The sequence below is a fragment of the Amycolatopsis sp. PSD-21 genome (genome assembly GCF_055561455.1).
In genome coordinates, this window is the sequence record NZ_CM145712.1 from 1,450,328 (window position 1) to 1,465,801 (window position 15,474).

Genomic DNA, 15,474 nt, shown 5'->3' on the forward strand with positions numbered 1-15,474 from the left:
TCCTCTACCGAGGGTGTCCGGCCGGTTGGTTTCCTGTGAGCTACCGAAAGGTAACAGGCCCTCGCCGAAAGGTGCGCCCGATGCGGAAACGCCGGTTGCTGAACACCGTCCTCGTGACCTGCCTGGCCGCGGCACTGGGCTCGGTGCCCGCCGCCGCGGCGGACGACAGCCTGCGCCAGGTCCTCTTCGTGGGCAACAACTGGGAGGGGACGGCGGACATCATCGCGCCCTCCGGCGACTACACGAAGATCGCGCGCGTGAACATGGTGCCGGACAAGGACGAACGGCTCACCGAGATCTACCTGAACCCGATCAAGCTCGCGTTCTTCCTCGGCATCCGCAACGGCGTCGGTGAGGGGCACGACCAGCTCGTCGACGACCTCTACACGACCCCGGACGGCCGCGCGGTCGTCGCGTCCCGCCCGAGCTTCGCCGACGTCGTGTCGATCGACCTCGCCACCGGCCGGGTCAACTGGCGGTTCCCGGTGTCGGGTTTCCGGTCCGACCACATGGCGGTGTCGCCGGACGGCCGCAGCATCGCGGTCTCCGCTTCGACGTCCAACACCGTCCACGTGCTCGACATCGAGACCGGGCGGCAGCTCGGCTCGTTCAAGACCGGCGACAAACCGCACGAGAACACCTACACCGACGGCGGCCGGTACCTCTGGAACAGCTCGATCGGCGAGGTGAACACCGCGCTCGACGCGCCGTGGCAGGACTTCACCAAGGGCGACCGGAAGCTCACCGTGGTCGACGCGAAGACGTTCCAGCAGGTCAAGGTGATCGACATGCGCCCGCGCCTGGACGCCTTCGGCCGCAAGGACCTCTCCGACTCGGTCCGGCCGGTGGCCTTCACCCCGGACGAGTCGAAGCTGTACTTCCAGGTGTCCTTCTTCAACGGCCTCCTCGAATACGACGTCGCCGCCGACCGGATCACGCGGTCGAAGACGCTGCCGAAGAACCCGGACACCAGTGAGGACCGCACCACCTGGGTCAACGACTCGCGCCACCACGGGCTCTCGATGAGCCCGGCGGGCGACAAACTCTGCGTCGCCGGGACGATGGACGACTACGCGACCATTGTGGACCGGGCGAGCCTCCGGGAAGGACCGCTCGTGACCGCCGCGAAGCCGTACTGGGCGACCGTGAGCGGCGACGGAAAGCATTGCGTCATCTCGGAAAGCGCCGCGGACCAGGTGACCGCGATCGACTTCGCGACCGGCGCGAAGGTGAAGTCCGTCCCGGTCGGCGACCACCCGCAGCGGATCCGGATCGGCCACGTGCGCACCGGTACTCTGCGCGGGTGAGCGAAGAGATCTGGGCGGCCCTCGGTGCGACATCCCTCGACGAGGTGCGGCGCCGCGCCGCGGTGATCGACGCGGTCACCGAGATCGAGCCGGTCGAGGTGGACGGCGCGGTGCGGTACGCCTGGAACGACGGCGGCGGCCAGTCGGCGGTCTGGTACTTCACCCCGGACGGGCGCGCGCTGCTCCTGACCTTCGACCACGAATCGGCGTTGAACCTGTACGCCGAAGGCACCTACGAGGAGCAGGAGGCGCTCTATGGCAGCGTCCCCGAAGACCTCGTCGCGCTGGTGCGGAACCGGCCGGAGAACTACGAGTCCCTGAACATCGTCGACGCGGGCACCGGGCAGACGATCCTGTACGCCGGCGGCGTGTTCTGGTTCGACGGCACGAAGTGGGCACAGGCCGAAGGCTTCCTGGACCACTGCCGCCGGGAGGGCCTGGACCCGCTGAGCGAGTCGGGGTTCACCTACTGCCTCGGCGACTACCGGTTCGGCGAGGAGTTCACCCCCGAGCTGATCGTCGAGGACCGGGCCACCGACGGCTGGTACGAGGACGACGCCGAACGGGAGAAGGCACTGGCCGAGGTCCGCGAGATCTTCGCGCGGCTCGGCTGAGGAGTCCGCTCAGCGCACGATCTTGGCTCCGCTGTGGCACCGTTTCAGGAATGAGTCTGCTCCTGGGCCCGTTGCTGCGGCACGTCGACGACGTGTCGGCGACGGTGTGGGTCGAGACCGCCACCGCGAGTGAGGTCGAAGTCCTCGGCACCACCGCGAGGACGTTCGAGATCCGCGGTCACCACTACGCCCTGCTCGTGCTGACGGGCCTCGAACCCGGCTCCTCCCACGAGTACGACGTGCGTGTGGACGGCGAAAAGGTCTGGCCCCCGGAGGATTCCGGGTTCCCGCCCAGCCGGATCCGGACGCTGCCCTCGGCCGAGTCCCGGGTCCGGCTCGTGTTCGGTTCCTGTCGCAAACCGCACGACGGCGACGCCTTCGGCCCGGACGCGCTGGCCGCGTACGCCCGCCGGATGGCCGCCGGCGAGGAAACCGAGTGGCCGCAGGCGTTGCTGATGCTGGGCGACCAGGTTTACGCCGACGAGACCACCGACGAGACGCAGGAGTGGCTGAAGCAGCGTCGTGACACCTCGAAACCGCCGGGCACGGAGGTGACGGATTTCGAGGAGTACACGCACCTCTATCTCGAAGCCTGGGGTGAGCCGTCGATCCGCTGGCTGCTGTCCACCGTGCCGACGTCGATGATCTTCGACGACCACGACGTCCGCGACGACTGGAACACCTCCCACACCTGGCGGCAGCAGATGCGCGCGCAGCCGTGGTGGCGGGAGCGCCTGCGCGGGGCGATCATGTCGTACTGGGTCTACCAGCACCTCGGGAACCTCGGTCCCGCCGAGCTCGCCGAGGACCCGACCTTCCAGAAGGCCATCGCCTCCGGCGGGGACAACGCCGGCCTGCTCGCCGAGTTCGCCGACGAAGCCGACGACGACCGCGACGGCACCAAGGGCGCGCGATGGAGTTACCGCCGCGACTTCGGCTCCGTGCGGCTGCTGGTCATCGACAGCCGCGCCGGGCGGATCCTGGTGGGCGGCGCCCGGTGCATGGTGGACGACGACGAATTCGACTGGATCGAGGACAACGCCGCGTCGCCCTGTGATCACCTGCTGATCGGCTCGTCGCTGCCGTGGCTGCTGCCGCCGGTCGTGTCCCATCTCCAGTCGCTCAACGAACGGGCCTGCGCGCGCCCCGGCCGGCGGGGCAGGCTCGCGGAGAAGATCCGGCAGGCGGGCGACCTCGAACACTGGGCGTCGTTCCGCGCGTCGTTCGACCGGCTCGCGGCGATGATCGCGCGCGAGGGACGCCGGGACGATCCGCCCGCCACCATCGCGGTGCTCTCCGGCGACGTCCACCACGCCTACATCGCCGAGGCGCGGTACCCGGAGCCGGTGACTTCGGCGGTGTACCAGCTCACGTGCTCGCCGGTGCACAACGCTATGCCGCGGCCGCTCCGGTTGGCCTTCGGTGCCACCTGGTCGGCCCGGCTGGCGTCGCTGGCGCGCCGCTGGGCGGAGCGCGGCGGTGTCGAACCTCTTCCGCTCGAATGGCGGAAGACGTCGGGACCGCATTTCGGCAATGTCATCGCGACCGTCGAGACCGACGGCCGATCAGCCGTCACGACGATCGAACAGGCCACCGGTGAGGGGCTGACCGAGGTGGCCCGGCAGAGGCTGGCCTGACCCGGTTCCACGCTGGGTAATATCGGCGCGTGACAACCTCTGCCGAAACACTCGAGTTCCAGTCGGAGGCACGTCAGCTGCTGCAGCTGATGATCCACTCGATCTACTCGAACAAGGACACCTTCCTGCGGGAACTGGTGTCCAACGCCTCCGACGCACTGGACAAACTCCGCCTTGAGGCGTTCCGTGACAAGGACCTCCAGGCGGACACCGACGATCTCCACATCGAGATCGCGACCGACCCCGAAAACCGCACGCTCACCGTGCGCGACAACGGAATCGGGATGAGCCGGGACGACGTCGTGGCGCTGATCGGCACGATCGCGAAATCCGGTACCGCCGAATTCCTGAAGAAACTGAAGGAGACCAAGGATTCCGCGGCTTCGCAGGATCTCATCGGTCAATTCGGCATCGGCTTCTACGCCAGCTTCATGGTGGCCGACAAGGTCACGCTGCTGACCCGCCGCGCCGGATCCGACGAGGGCGTCCGCTGGGAGTCCGAGGGCGAGGGCACGTACACCATCGAGACGGTGCCGGACCTGCCGCAGGGCACTTCGGTCGTCCTGCACCTCAAGCCCGAGGACGCCGAAGACCAGCTCTTCGACTACACCTCGGCCACGAAGATCAAGCAGATCGTCAAGAAGTACTCGGACTTCATCACCTGGCCGATCCGGATGACCGAGGGCGACGAGGTCGTCACGGTCAACTCGATGAAGGCGCTGTGGGCCCGCCCGTCGTCCGACGTCACCGAAGACGAGTACAACGAGTTCTACAAGCACGTCGCGCACGACTGGAACGACCCGCTGGAGACCATCCGGCTCCAGGCCGAGGGCACCTTCGAGTACCAGGCGCTGCTGTTCCTGCCCGGCCACGCGCCGCTCGACCTGTTCATGCGGGAGCGCAAACGCGGCGTCCAGCTGTACGTGAAGCGCGTCTTCATCATGGACGACTGCGAAGCGCTGATGCCGGAGTACCTGCGCTTCGTGAAGGGCGTCGTCGACGCGCAGGACCTCTCGCTCAACGTCTCGCGCGAGATCCTGCAGCAGGACCGGCAGATCCAGCTGATCCGCCGTCGCCTGGTGAAGAAGGTCCTCTCGACGGTCAAGACCATGATGGCCGACGAGAACCCCTACAAGTACGAGACGTTCTGGAAGGAGTTCGGCCGCGCCGTCAAGGAAGGCCTGCTGGACGACCACGAGAACCGCACCGCCATCCTCGACATCTGCTCGTTCGCCTCGACGAACGATCCGGAGAAGCTCACGTCGCTGCGCGAGTACGTCGAGCGGATGAAGGACGGCCAGGAGCACATCTACTACCTGACCGGCGAATCGCGGCAGAGCATCGAGAACTCCCCGCATCTGGAAGCCTTCCGGGCCAAGGGTTACGAGGTACTCGTGCTCACCGACCCGATCGACGAGATGTGGGTCGACGCCGTCTCCGGCTACGAGGAGAAGCAGTTCCAGTCGGTCGCGAAGGGCGAGGTCGAACTCGACTCCGACACCACCGACGAGCAGAAGGAGGAGTTCTCCGGGCTGCTGACCTGGCTGACGAAGACGCTCGAAGACCAGGTCAAGGAGGTCCGGCTCTCGTCGCGGCTGACGACGTCGCCAGCCTGCATCGTCGGCGACACGAACGACGTCACCCCGACGCTGGAGAAGATGTACCGGGCGATGGGCCAGGAAATGCCGCGGATCAAGCGGATCCTGGAACTCAACCCCGGCCACCCGCTGGTGTCCGGGCTGCGGTCCTCGTTCGCCGAGAAGGGCGAGTCCGAAGGTCTCGCGGAGACCGCGGAACTGCTGTACGGCATGGCTCTGCTGGCCGAGGGCGGTGAACTGGGCGACCCCGCCCGCTTCACCAAGCTGCTGGCCACGCACCTCCAGAAAACCCTGTAGTTCGAAGCGCGTGAAGGCCCCCTTCCCTCGGCTCAGCCGAGGGAAGGGGGCCTTCACGCGCTATCTACGGCCGGGTCTTCCAGAGCACCAGCACGAAGTACGGCGTCCCGACCATCGCGATGACCAGGCCCGCCGGGATCTGGGCGGGCGCGATGACCGTCCGCCCGAGGGTGTCCGCGACGCTCACCAGCAACGCCCCGAGCGCCGCGGCCACCGGGAGCACCCGGCCGTGCCGCCCGCCGACCAGCGAACGCGCCAGATGCGGCGCGACCAGCCCGACGAACACGACCACGCCGATCGCGGACACCGCGGTGGCCGCCAGGATCCCGGAAGCGCCCAGCACGAGCAGCCGCGACCGCTCGATGCGCATCCCGAGCACGCGTGGGGTGTCCTCGTCGAGGGCGTGCAGATCCAGCTCGCGATGCTTGGCCCACAGCAACGGCAGCAGCGCGAGAAGCGCCAGCGCCACGGGCGCGACCTGCTCCAGCGTGCGGCCGTAGGTCGATCCCGAAAGCCAGGTCAGCGCCTTGGCCGAGTTCCACGGGTCGGAGACCACGATCAGCAGGTTGATCAGCGCCATCCCGGCCGACCAGACCGCGATGCCGATGATCACCAGCCGGTCCGAATCGAGCCCCGAACGCCAAGCCAGCCCGTAGACCAGCAGGAACACCACGGCCGCGCCGAGGCCGGCGGCACCGGCGATCGACCAGGCGCCGACGGCGGGGACGATGGTGATCAGCGTGATCGCGCCGAGCCCGGCGCCCGCGGTGATACCGAGCAGCCCGGGTTCGGCGAGCGGGTTGCGGCTGACCGACTGGATCCCGCAGCCCGAAACCGCCAGCGCGGCACCGGCGAGCAGGGCGGCCAGCACCCGCGGAAGCCGTTGGTCCAGCACGAAGGTCAGCGCCGTCCCGGTGTTGCCGGTGACCCAGTTCGCGAGGTCGCCGAGCAGCACCAACCGGTCGCCGAGCATCAGGCCGGCCAGCGGGACGACGGCGAGCAGCGCCACCAGGACGACGGAAATGGCCACGAGCCGCCGGGTCGATCCGGCGACCCCGACACGTCCGGCCGGGGCCGGACGGCGCGAGCCGCTTCCCCGGCCACGCCGCGCCAGCCACACCATCACGACGGCGCCGACGATCGTGGTCACCACCCCGGTCGGCACCCGCACGGCCTCGGCGGAACCCATGATCGCCCGCAGGACGACGTCGGCGCCGAGCACCGTCACCACGCCGACCAGCCCGGAAACCGGCAGCAGCGCGCGGTGTTTGGCGATCGGCAGCAGCAGCCGCGTGATCACCGGCGCGCTCAGCCCGACGAACCCGACCGGTCCGGCGACGGTCACCGCCGCCGCGGTCAGCGCGACGGTCAGCACGACCGCGCCGACCCTGGTCCGGCGGACCCGGAGGCCGAGCAAGGTCGCGTTGTCGTCGCCGAGGGCGAGGACGTCGAGTTTGCGGCCCATCGCGATGAGCGCCACGACGGCGATCACCACGATCGGCGTCATCTGGGCGGTCGCCCGCAGATCGGAGACGGTGAGCGAGCCGCTGCCCCAGGCGAACAGCCCGTTCGTCTCCTGCTCGAACAACAGCAGCAGCAGGATGGTCACCGAGTTGAGCGCCAGCAGGACCGCCGAGCCCACGAGCACCAGCCGCGGGCTAGCCGAACCGCCGCCCGCCAGTCCCAGCACGACGACGGCCGCGGCGAGCCCGCCCGCGAACGCCGCCCCACCCACCGGCACGAGCGGCAGCGAAAGCCCGAACGCGGAGATGGCCACCACGGCGAAATGCGCGCCCGCGTTGACCGCGAGCGTGTCCGGCGAGGCGAGCGGGTTCCGTGCCACGGACTGCATTCCCGCGCCCGCGACGCCGAGCGCGACCCCGAGCAGCAACGCGGCGAGCAGCCGGGGGACGCGCGAACCCTCCAGTACCGCGAGGGTTTGCGCGTCGCCCTGACCGAAGATCGCCTTCACCACGTCCAGCGGACCCGACGTCGAGGTGCCCTGGGTCAGGTGGATGCCGGCGAGGACGGCGATGAGCAGCACCAGTCCCGCCGACACCGCGATGGTGCGGGCACGCATCAGGTCGTGACTGCCTTCACGATCTGGTCGGCGGTCATGATGATCGACTTCGGGCCGCCGAAGGTCCACGTCCCGGCCTGCAGCTTGTGGATCTTCTTCGAGACCACGAACGGCAGGCGCTGGTAGACGGCGTTCTGCGCGAGCCCGGTGGTGAAGACGTCCTCTTCGGCCGCGCTGTAGAACAGCACGGTCTTCGGGTCGGTGAGCGCGGTCAGGCCTTCGACGTCGGTCTGGCCGAGGCCCCACTGCGGGTCGACCTTGCCGGTCCAGGCGTTCTTGAGGCCGACGGCCTCGGCGGTGTCGGAGACCAGCGAGCCCTTGCCGAACGGGCGGATGCTGACGGTGCTGCCTTCGAGGTAGCCGTCGGCCATCAGGAACGGGGTGCCCGCGGCGCCCTTGGCCTCGACGGCCTTCTTGCCCTCGGCGAGTTTGGCGTCCATTTCGGACAGTTGCTTGTCCGCTTCGGCCTCCTTGCCGACCGTCTTCGCGATCAGCTTGAAGTCCTCGCGCAGGCGGTCGAAGTTGCGGCTCGCGTCGCTGGACTTGGTGACCACGACCGGCACGTACTTCTCGATCTGCGGCACGAGCGTCGAGTCGCGCTCCTCGGCCATGATGACGACGTCGGGGTTCAGCCCGACGATCGCGTCGACACTGGGCTCGTTGCGCTTGCCGACGTCCTTGACCTCGGCGGTCAGCGGGGCGGCCTTGTCCCAGACGTTGTAGCCCGCGACGTCCGCGGCGCCGACCGGCATGACCCCGAGCGACGCGACCATCTCGGCCTCGCCCCACTCGAGCGCGACGACCCGCTTGGCGGGGGCCTTGAGGTTGACGGCCTTTCCGCGCGCGTCGGTCACCGTGACCGGTCCGCTCGCGGCGGTTTCGCTCGGCGCGGTCGCGGTGTTCTCGGTGGTGCCGCAGGCGGACAGCAGCAGGGCCGTCGCCGCCACGAGGGCGGCAGGGGTCAGCAAACGCATGGTTCTTCCTGGATTTCTCAGGCGGGCCTGGGCGAATGCCGCCCGAGTGGCCTGCAGTGGATCGCGCCCGTCACCGGGTCGTTCGCGACGTGGACGGTGACGCCGTAGGCCTGGGAGAGGTGCTCGGTGGTGAGCACCTGCCCGATGTCACCCGTGGCCACGATGGTTCCCTCGCTCAGCAGCACGACCTCGTCGGCGATGATCGCCGCGTGGTCGAGGTCGTGCAGCACCACGCCGACCGCGACGCCTTCGTTGGCCAGATCGCGGACGACGTCGAGGATCTCGACCTGATAGCGCAGGTCGAGATGGTTGGTGGGCTCGTCCAGCAGCAGCACGGAGGTCTGCTGGGCGAGACAGGACGCGAGCCAGACCCGCTGGAGTTCGCCGCCGGAGAGCTCGTCGACGCCGCGTTCGGCCATCGAAGTCACCCCGGTCAGCTCCATCGCGCGGCGGATCGCGGCGGCGCCGTCGACGTCGACCCCGCGCCAGCCCGAGCGGTACGGGTACCGGCCGTAGGAGACGACGTCGCGGACCGAAACGCCGCTCGGCGTCGGCCGGTGCTGGGTCAGCAACGTGACCCGCCGGGCGAACTCCTTGCCGGACAACGCGTTGCCGCCCCAGACGGCGCGTTCCCCGAGACGGACGCCGCCCTCGCGGGGTTTGTGCAGCCGCGCCAGCGAACGCAGGAGCGTCGACTTGCCGGAGCCGTTCGGCCCGACGAGCGCGGTCACCAGGCCGGCGCGCAGCGACAGGGACACCCCGTCCACCACGGCCCGCTCATGGTGCGCGAGCACCAGGTCATGGCCGGTGAGCAGCGCGTCTTCCGTAGACATGAGGGGAGCCTAACCTAAGGCCGGGCCGGTACCCATGTCACGAGAGACACAGCGCGCGGGGTGATTGCCCGGTTACGCGGCCCGGGCGAGCTCCCGCCGCCGTTTGGCCAGCCGCTTCCCGACGATCCCGTGCCGTGGCCCGAACAGGTACACCAGCGTGAACCCGGCGCCCTGCACCAGCACGATCATCCCGCCGGACGCGGTGTCGAGGTGGTAGCTCAGGTACAGCCCGGTCACCGCCGCGAGCACCGAGAACGACGGCGCGATCACCAGCATCCGGCCGAACCGGTCGGTCAGCAGGTACGCCGTCGCGCCGGGGATGATCAGCATCGCCACCACGAGGATCACGCCGACCACCTGCAACGCCACCACCGCGGTCAGCGCGAGCAGGCCGAGCAGCGCGGCGCCGAGCACCCGCGGGTTCAGCCCGATGGCGTGCGCGTGCGTGGGGTCGAAGGCGTACAAGGTGAAATCGCGGCGTTTGAGCACCAGCAGGGTGAGCGTGATCGCGCCGAGGACGCCGATCTGGATCAGGTCCGAGGTGTCGACGCCCAGCAGGTTCCCGAAGATGATGTGGTTCAGGTCGGTCTGGCTCGGCGTCACCGAGATCAGCACGAGCCCGAGCGCGAACAACGTGGTGAACACGATGCCGATCGCGGCGTCCTCCTTGACGCGGCTGGTGTCGCGGACGACGCCGATCAGCGCCACGGCGAGGAAACCGAAGACGACGGCCCCCAGCGCGAAGGGCGCGCCGAGGACGTACGCGAGCACGACACCGGGCAGCACGGCGTGCGAGACCGCGTCGCCCATCAGCGACCAGCCGATCAGCACCAGCCAGCAGGAGAGCACCGCGCAGACCGCCGACGCGATGACCGTGGACGCCAGCGCCCGCACCATGAAGTCGTAGCTCAGCGGTTCGAGGAACAGGTCGTAGAGGCTCACGCGGGTTCTTCTTCCCGTTGCAGGACATCGAGTCCGAAGGCCAGCGCGAGGTTTTCGGGCCGGAGCACCTCGCCGGGGGAGCCGTGCGCGAGCACCTTGCGCATCAGCAGGATCGCCTCGTCGGCCAGACCGGGCAGCGCGTGCAGGTCGTGCGTGGAGATCAGGACCGCGGCGCCGTCGGCCGCGAGTTCCTTGAGCAGCCGGGTGATCGTGGCTTCGGACCGTTTGTCCACGCCGGCGAACGGCTCGTCCAGCAGCAGGACACGGGCGCCTTGCGCGATGCCGCGCGCGACGAACGCGCGTTTGCGCTGCCCGCCGGACAACTGGCCGATCTGCCGCCCGGCGAGTTCGGTCAGCTCGACCCGCTCCAGCGCGTGGTCGACCGCTTCGTGGTCGGCGCGGCGCGGCCGCCTGGTGAAGCCGAGCCGCCCGTAGCGGCCGGTCATCACGACGTCCCGCACCGACAGCGGGAACGACCAGTCGACGTCCTCGCTCTGCGGCACGTACCCGATCACGCCGGTCTTGCGGGCGCGCGCGGGCGTGCCGCCGTCGATCGACACCGTGCCGGTGTCCGGCCGGACCATGCCCATGATCGTCTTGAACAGCGTCGACTTGCCGGAGCCGTTCATCCCGACCAGCCCGCAGACGTGACCGTGTTCGAGCGTGACGTCGACACCGTCGAGCGCGAGGACGTCGCCGTAGTGCACGGTGACGCCTTCGACGCGGATCGCGGCCGTCACGGCTTCGCTCCGGTGAGCGCGGCGACGATCGTCTTCGAGTCGTGGCGGATCAGGTCGAGGTAGGTCGGCACCGGGCCTTCGGGACCGGACAGGGAGTCCACGTACAGGACGCCGCCGAACGCGGCACCGGTCGCGGACACGACCTGCCGCATCGGGGCGTCGGAGACGGTCGACTCGCAGAACACCGCGGGGACCTTGTTCTGCTTGACGAATTCGATGGCGCGGGTGATCTGCTGTGGCGTGGCCTGCTGTTCGGCGTTGACCGCCCAGATGTACCGCTCGGTGAGGCCGGTGTCGCGCGCGAGGTAGGAGAAGGCTCCTTCGCAGGTGACCAGCGCCCGCTCGTTCTGCGGCAGGCCGCTCAGCGCACCCGTCATCTCGTCCCGCACCTCCTTCAGTTTCGCCTTGTAGGCGTCGCCGTTCGCCTTGAACACGGCGGCGTCGCCCGAGGAGAGCTCGCTGAACGCCTTCACCATGTTGTCCACGTAGATACCCACATTCGTCGGAGACATCCACGCGTGCGGGTTCGGCTTTCCCTGATAGGCGTCCTCACCGATGGCGATGGGCTGGACACCCTCGCTGACCACCTTGTGCGGCGCGTCGATCTCCTTGACGAACTGGGCGAACCAGGCCTCCAGGTTCAGCCCGTTGTCGAGGATCAGGTCGGCCTTCGCGGCCTTCTTGATGTCGTCCGGGGTGGGCTCGTAGCCGTGGATTTCGGCGCCGGGTTTGGTGATCGACTCGACCCGGAGCTTGTCGCCCGCGACGTTCGAGGCGATGTCCGCCAGTACCGTGAACGTGGTCAGCACGACCGGCCGCTTGTCGTCGTCCCCGCCGGCGGGACCGCCGCAAGCGGACAGGACGAGTGCGGACGCCGCCAGCGCGCACACGGTCTTGCGCAGATTCGCCATACCGCGAGTTTAGAGTTCGGCACGCCGAACTTCCAACTCTCGTGTGCCTTAAATCTCCGTGGCCGTCCGGTCGCGCTCCTTCACCGTCTCCAGCAGGAGCTGCGAGACGTCGCGCACGGTGACTTTCTCGCCACGTTGCTCGCTCTGCCGCTGCACGAGGCCGTCGTTCAGCATCACGCGGCAGAACGGGCAGCCGGTGACGATGGTTTCGGCGTCCGTGCCGAGCGCTTCGTCGACGCGCTCGAGGTTGATGCGCTTGCCGATCTGCTCCTCCATCCACATCCGCGCGCCGCCGGCGCCGCAGCAGAGCGAACGGTCCGCGTGCCGGGGCATCTCGCTGAGCGTGGCGCCGGTCGCGCCGACGAGTTCGCGCGGCGGCTCGTAGACCTTGTTGTGGCGGCCGAGGTAACACGGGTCGTGGTAGGTCATCGGCCCGGCGTCGACCGGTTTGACCGGCGTCAGTTTGCCCGCGCGGACGAGCCGGTTCAGCAGTTGCGTGTGGTGCAGGACCTCGTAGTGCCCGTCCAGTTGCGGGTACTCGCGGCCGAGCGTGTTGAGGCAGTGCGGGCAGGTGGTGACGATCTTGCGCGTTCCCGGTTCGCGGCCCTCGAACACCGCGTTCAGCGTCTCGACCGTCTGCTGCGCGAGCATCTGGAAGAGGAACTCGTTGCCGGAGCGGCGCGCCGGGTCGCCGGTGCACGACTCGTCGGTGCCGAGGATCGTGTACTTCACCCCGGCGAGATGCAGCAGTTCCGCGGTGGCACGAACGGTCTTGCGGGCGTTGTCGTCGAACGCGCCCGCGCAGCCGACCCAGTACACGTACTCGACGTCGTCGGCGAGTTCGCCGTCGAAGACCGGCACCTCGAAACCGAGGTCCTTCGTCCACGCGAGACGGTCGGAGTTGTTCTGGCCCCAGGGGTTTCCCTTGGTTTCGAGGTTCTTGAACAGCACGCCGAGTTCGCTCGGGAACGCCGATTCGATCATCACCTGGTACCGGCGCATGTCCACGACGTGGTCGACGTGCTCGATGTCGACCGGGCACTGCTCGACGCAGGCGCCGCACGTGGTGCAGGACCAGAGGACGTCCGGATCGATGACGCCGAAGTCCTCCTTGGTGCCGACCAGCGGACGCTCTTCGGGTGCCTCCTTGCCGTCCAGGATGTACGGCGCCTTCTCGAAGAGGTGGTCCCGCAGGTCCATGATCAACAGCTTGGGGGACAACGGTTTCCCGGTGTTCCACGCCGGGCACTGCGACTGGCAGCGCCCGCATTCGGTACAGGTGGCGAAGTCGAGCATGCCCTTCCAGGTGAAGTCCTCGATCTTGCCGCGGCCGAACGTGTCGTCCTCGCCCGGATCCTCGAAGTCGATCGGCTTGCCGGCCGACTCCATCGGCAGCAGCGGGCCGAGTGCGTCCGGGAGTCGCTTGGCGGTGACGTTCACCGGCGCCAGGAAGATGTGGAGGTGCTTGGAGTAGAGCACGATCGACAGGAACGCCAGCATCACGCCGATGTGCAGCAGCAGCCCGACGGTCTCCAGCGGCCCGGTGACCGACGGCCCGAGCGGCTCCAGGAGTTCGCCCACGCCGAGGGAGACCCACGCGCCCGACTCGTACGGGAAGACGCCGACCGCCGCCGACGCGCCGCGGAAGAGGAACATCGTCCAGATCACGTTGAAGATCATGAACAGGATCAGCCAGGCGCCGCCGGTGTGCGAGCCGAAGAACCGCGACGCGCGCTCTTTCCGTTCGGGTGCTTGGCGGATCCGGATGACCGCGAAGACCGCGAGCGAGACGAGCACCGCGACCGCGATGAAGTCCTGGAGGAAACCCAGCACCGCCCAGCGCCCGATGAGCGGGATGTGGAAGTCGTGGTCGAACAGGGCGCCGTACGCCTCGACGTAGACGGACCCGAGGATCACGAAACCCCAGAACGTGAACAGATGCGCGAGTCCGGGCACGGACCACTTGAGCAGTTTGCGCTGCCCGAAGACCTCGGCCAGATGCGTTTTCGCGCGGACGGCCATGACATCGGAGCGTTTTTCGTCCGGCTGGCCGGAGCGGATCAGTTTGTAGAGCCAGACGGCGCGGCGGGCGGCGAAAGCGAGGCCGGCGACGGTGATGAGCAGACCGAGGATGAGACGAACGAGCACGAGTCCTCCGGGGGAGAATCGGCTCAGTGAGAGCCGGTGTAGTACCGGCACGCCTTGCAGGCGTACCGCATTTTGGCCACTCGCCACCGTTTTCGGTAGGCCTCGAGATGTCCCGGCCGTGGCGGATGCACGCCGAGCCTGCGGTGACGGCGGATCCGCCGTCCCGTTTCGAAGAGTTCGGTCGCCAGGCCGAGATAGGCGCGCCGGAGCGCGATACCCGGCTCGGCGGCGAGATTGTCCCGGCAGAATCGGTGCAGCAGGGCGAGATCGGGGAGGCCGGGGGTGGTCACACCCGGCAGGTGCTCGACGACGCCGAGGCCGGGATGTCCTGGGGGAACGGAGAATCTCGCGGGAAGTCCACAATGGACACAGGTGAGCGTGCAGCTCAGGCATCGGGTGACATGGCGGATCCGCCGTTCGCGCCGATCCTCGTCGATCGTTTCGCGAACGTGCCACCCCATGGAGCCTCCCAAGACCGTGGTGTGTCCTGTGTCACTCTCAATACTGGAGAGTAGGGCCCGCTCCGGGGGTGCGACAGGTCCAACCGGATGGCTTCCGAGCGGCCGGTCGGCGTAACGCTCCGCACCCGCCCGCATTCAGAGGACGAAATGCGGCGGACGGGCGTCGGTACAGGTGGTCGTGAGTGGCGATTCGGGTTAGAACCCGAATCGCCACTCACGACCAGCCGCACGCTTCCGCACACCGTGACCCACTCGTAGCCGAAAACGGCCCGTCCGGCGTCACGCGCTGGTTATAGTCCTGACCCGGGGTAATGGGGGAGGGAACGACGGGATGGGCGGGTTCGTCACCGCGGCTCTGGGGTTTCCGGCCGTGCTCTTCAGCTTCCTGCTGATCGTCGTGATCGGCTACTGGCTGCTGGCGCTGCTCGGCGCCGTCGACGTCGACGATTTCGATGGCGGCGACGGGCTCCTCGCGGGCTTCGGCGGCGTCCCACTGTCCATTTCGCTCTCTTTGCTGATCGCATTCACCTGGTTCGCCAGCCTGGCAGGGACGGTTCTTCTCGATGATCTGGAGCTTTCGACACCATCGAGGATCGGCCTCGGGGCCGGCGTGCTCGCCGTCGCGCTCGTGCTCGGCACACTCGGGACGAGGGTGATCGTGGTGCCGCTGCGTCGCGTCTTCGGTCCCGCGAAGGAACCGAGCAGGATGGACTTCGTCGGCAGGGCCGCGATCATCCGCACCTCGTCGGTCACCCATGACTTCGGGCAGGCCGAAGTCGCCGCCGCCGACGGGTCGACGGCCATTGTGGACGTTCGCCAGGCGGGTGAAGGCAACCTGACGGCGGGCAGCCGCGTAGTTCTCTACGACTACGACTCCGAACGCGAGTTCTTCTGGGTCGAGTCCTTGGACATCTGAAGCAGAAAAGGAACAC

13 protein-coding genes are annotated in these 15,474 nt (G+C 68.5%); 5 read left to right on the forward strand and 8 right to left on the reverse strand.

Features of this window, described 5'->3' with window-relative positions:
- Positions 1-80 precede the first annotated feature (80 nt).
- Genes ACZ1DY_RS07390 through htpG form a run of 4 tightly spaced genes read left to right on the forward strand, consistent with a single transcriptional unit; the run spans position 81 to position 5,453 of the window.
- Entirely contained in the window at positions 81-1,307 is a 1,227-nt protein-coding gene (locus ACZ1DY_RS07390; RefSeq protein WP_465483949.1) for a YncE family protein, read from the forward strand.
- Positions 1,304-1,921 carry a hypothetical protein gene (locus ACZ1DY_RS07395; RefSeq protein WP_465483950.1) on the forward strand — a complete coding sequence of 206 codons (618 nt, stop codon included), beginning with the start codon at positions 1,304-1,306 and terminating at the stop codon, positions 1,919-1,921. The genes ACZ1DY_RS07390 and ACZ1DY_RS07395 overlap by 4 nt, the downstream gene beginning before the upstream one ends.
- 50 nt (positions 1,922-1,971) lie before the next feature.
- Positions 1,972-3,558, forward strand: coding sequence for an alkaline phosphatase D family protein (locus tag ACZ1DY_RS07400; RefSeq protein ID WP_465483951.1), 1,587 nt, complete (start codon positions 1,972-1,974; stop codon positions 3,556-3,558).
- A gap of 29 nt (positions 3,559-3,587) precedes the next feature.
- Positions 3,588-5,453: a molecular chaperone HtpG gene (gene htpG / locus ACZ1DY_RS07405; RefSeq protein WP_126733978.1), complete on the forward strand. Its 1,866-nt coding sequence runs from the start codon at positions 3,588-3,590 to the stop codon at positions 5,451-5,453.
- A gap of 64 nt (positions 5,454-5,517) precedes the next feature.
- Here htpG and ACZ1DY_RS07410 read toward each other — a convergent pair whose 3' ends face one another.
- The 8 genes from ACZ1DY_RS07410 to ACZ1DY_RS07445 form a co-directional block, all read right to left on the reverse strand.
- Positions 5,518-7,533 (reverse strand): iron ABC transporter permease, encoded by a 2,016-nt coding sequence (locus tag ACZ1DY_RS07410; protein ID WP_465483952.1) that lies wholly within the window; start codon positions 7,531-7,533, stop codon positions 5,518-5,520.
- Complete coding sequence (locus ACZ1DY_RS07415; protein WP_257488855.1) at positions 7,533-8,507, reverse strand: ABC transporter substrate-binding protein; 975 nt, start codon at positions 8,505-8,507, stop codon at positions 7,533-7,535. The genes ACZ1DY_RS07410 and ACZ1DY_RS07415 overlap by 1 nt, the downstream gene beginning before the upstream one ends.
- A gap of 17 nt (positions 8,508-8,524) precedes the next feature.
- Positions 8,525-9,340 (reverse strand): ABC transporter ATP-binding protein, encoded by an 816-nt coding sequence (locus tag ACZ1DY_RS07420; protein ID WP_126733975.1) that lies wholly within the window; start codon positions 9,338-9,340, stop codon positions 8,525-8,527.
- A gap of 72 nt (positions 9,341-9,412) precedes the next feature.
- Positions 9,413-10,282 (reverse strand): metal ABC transporter permease, encoded by an 870-nt coding sequence (locus ACZ1DY_RS07425; RefSeq protein WP_465483953.1) that lies wholly within the window; start codon positions 10,280-10,282, stop codon positions 9,413-9,415.
- Positions 10,279-11,022 (reverse strand): metal ABC transporter ATP-binding protein, encoded by a 744-nt coding sequence (locus tag ACZ1DY_RS07430; protein ID WP_125796300.1) that lies wholly within the window; start codon positions 11,020-11,022, stop codon positions 10,279-10,281. Before ACZ1DY_RS07430 ends, ACZ1DY_RS07425 begins: the two co-directional genes overlap by 4 nt.
- The gene (locus ACZ1DY_RS07435; RefSeq protein ID WP_126733973.1) at positions 11,019-11,933 is read right to left on the reverse strand and encodes a metal ABC transporter substrate-binding protein; all 915 of its coding nucleotides are present in this window, start codon (positions 11,931-11,933) and stop codon (positions 11,019-11,021) included. The genes ACZ1DY_RS07430 and ACZ1DY_RS07435 overlap by 4 nt, the downstream gene beginning before the upstream one ends.
- A 48-nt stretch (positions 11,934-11,981) precedes the next feature.
- The gene (locus tag ACZ1DY_RS07440) at positions 11,982-14,081 is read right to left on the reverse strand and encodes a heterodisulfide reductase-related iron-sulfur binding cluster (protein ID WP_465483954.1); all 2,100 of its coding nucleotides are present in this window, start codon (positions 14,079-14,081) and stop codon (positions 11,982-11,984) included.
- Positions 14,082-14,104: 23 nt separating this feature from the next.
- Positions 14,105-14,542 carry a hypothetical protein gene (locus tag ACZ1DY_RS07445; protein WP_126733971.1) on the reverse strand — a complete coding sequence of 146 codons (438 nt, stop codon included), beginning with the start codon at positions 14,540-14,542 and terminating at the stop codon, positions 14,105-14,107.
- A 331-nt stretch (positions 14,543-14,873) separates the two neighbouring features.
- Between ACZ1DY_RS07445 and ACZ1DY_RS07450 the strand changes: the two genes are divergently transcribed.
- Entirely contained in the window at positions 14,874-15,458 is a 585-nt protein-coding gene (locus tag ACZ1DY_RS07450; protein ID WP_465483955.1) for a hypothetical protein, read from the forward strand.
- Positions 15,459-15,474: the final 16 nt, after the last annotated feature.

Bases quoted from the DNA above. Each gene is read 5' to 3' on its own strand.
- ACZ1DY_RS07410 (WP_465483952.1), bottom strand. From the start codon at position 7,533: ATGCGTGCCCGCACCATCGCGGTGTCGGCGGGACTGGTGCTGCTCATC.
- ACZ1DY_RS07415 (WP_257488855.1), bottom strand. From the start codon at position 8,507: ATGCGTTTGCTGACCCCTGCCGCCCTCGTGGCGGCGACGGCCCTGCTG.
- ACZ1DY_RS07450 (WP_465483955.1), top strand. From the start codon at position 14,874: ATGGGCGGGTTCGTCACCGCGGCTCTGGGGTTTCCGGCCGTGCTCTTC.
- ACZ1DY_RS07435 (WP_126733973.1), bottom strand. From the start codon at position 11,933: ATGGCGAATCTGCGCAAGACCGTGTGCGCGCTGGCGGCGTCCGCACTC.
- ACZ1DY_RS07420 (WP_126733975.1), bottom strand. From the start codon at position 9,340: ATGTCTACGGAAGACGCGCTGCTCACCGGCCATGACCTGGTGCTCGCG.
- ACZ1DY_RS07390 (WP_465483949.1), top strand. From the start codon at position 81: ATGCGGAAACGCCGGTTGCTGAACACCGTCCTCGTGACCTGCCTGGCC.
- ACZ1DY_RS07400 (WP_465483951.1), top strand. From the start codon at position 1,972: ATGAGTCTGCTCCTGGGCCCGTTGCTGCGGCACGTCGACGACGTGTCG.
- ACZ1DY_RS07445 (WP_126733971.1), bottom strand. From the start codon at position 14,542: ATGGGGTGGCACGTTCGCGAAACGATCGACGAGGATCGGCGCGAACGG.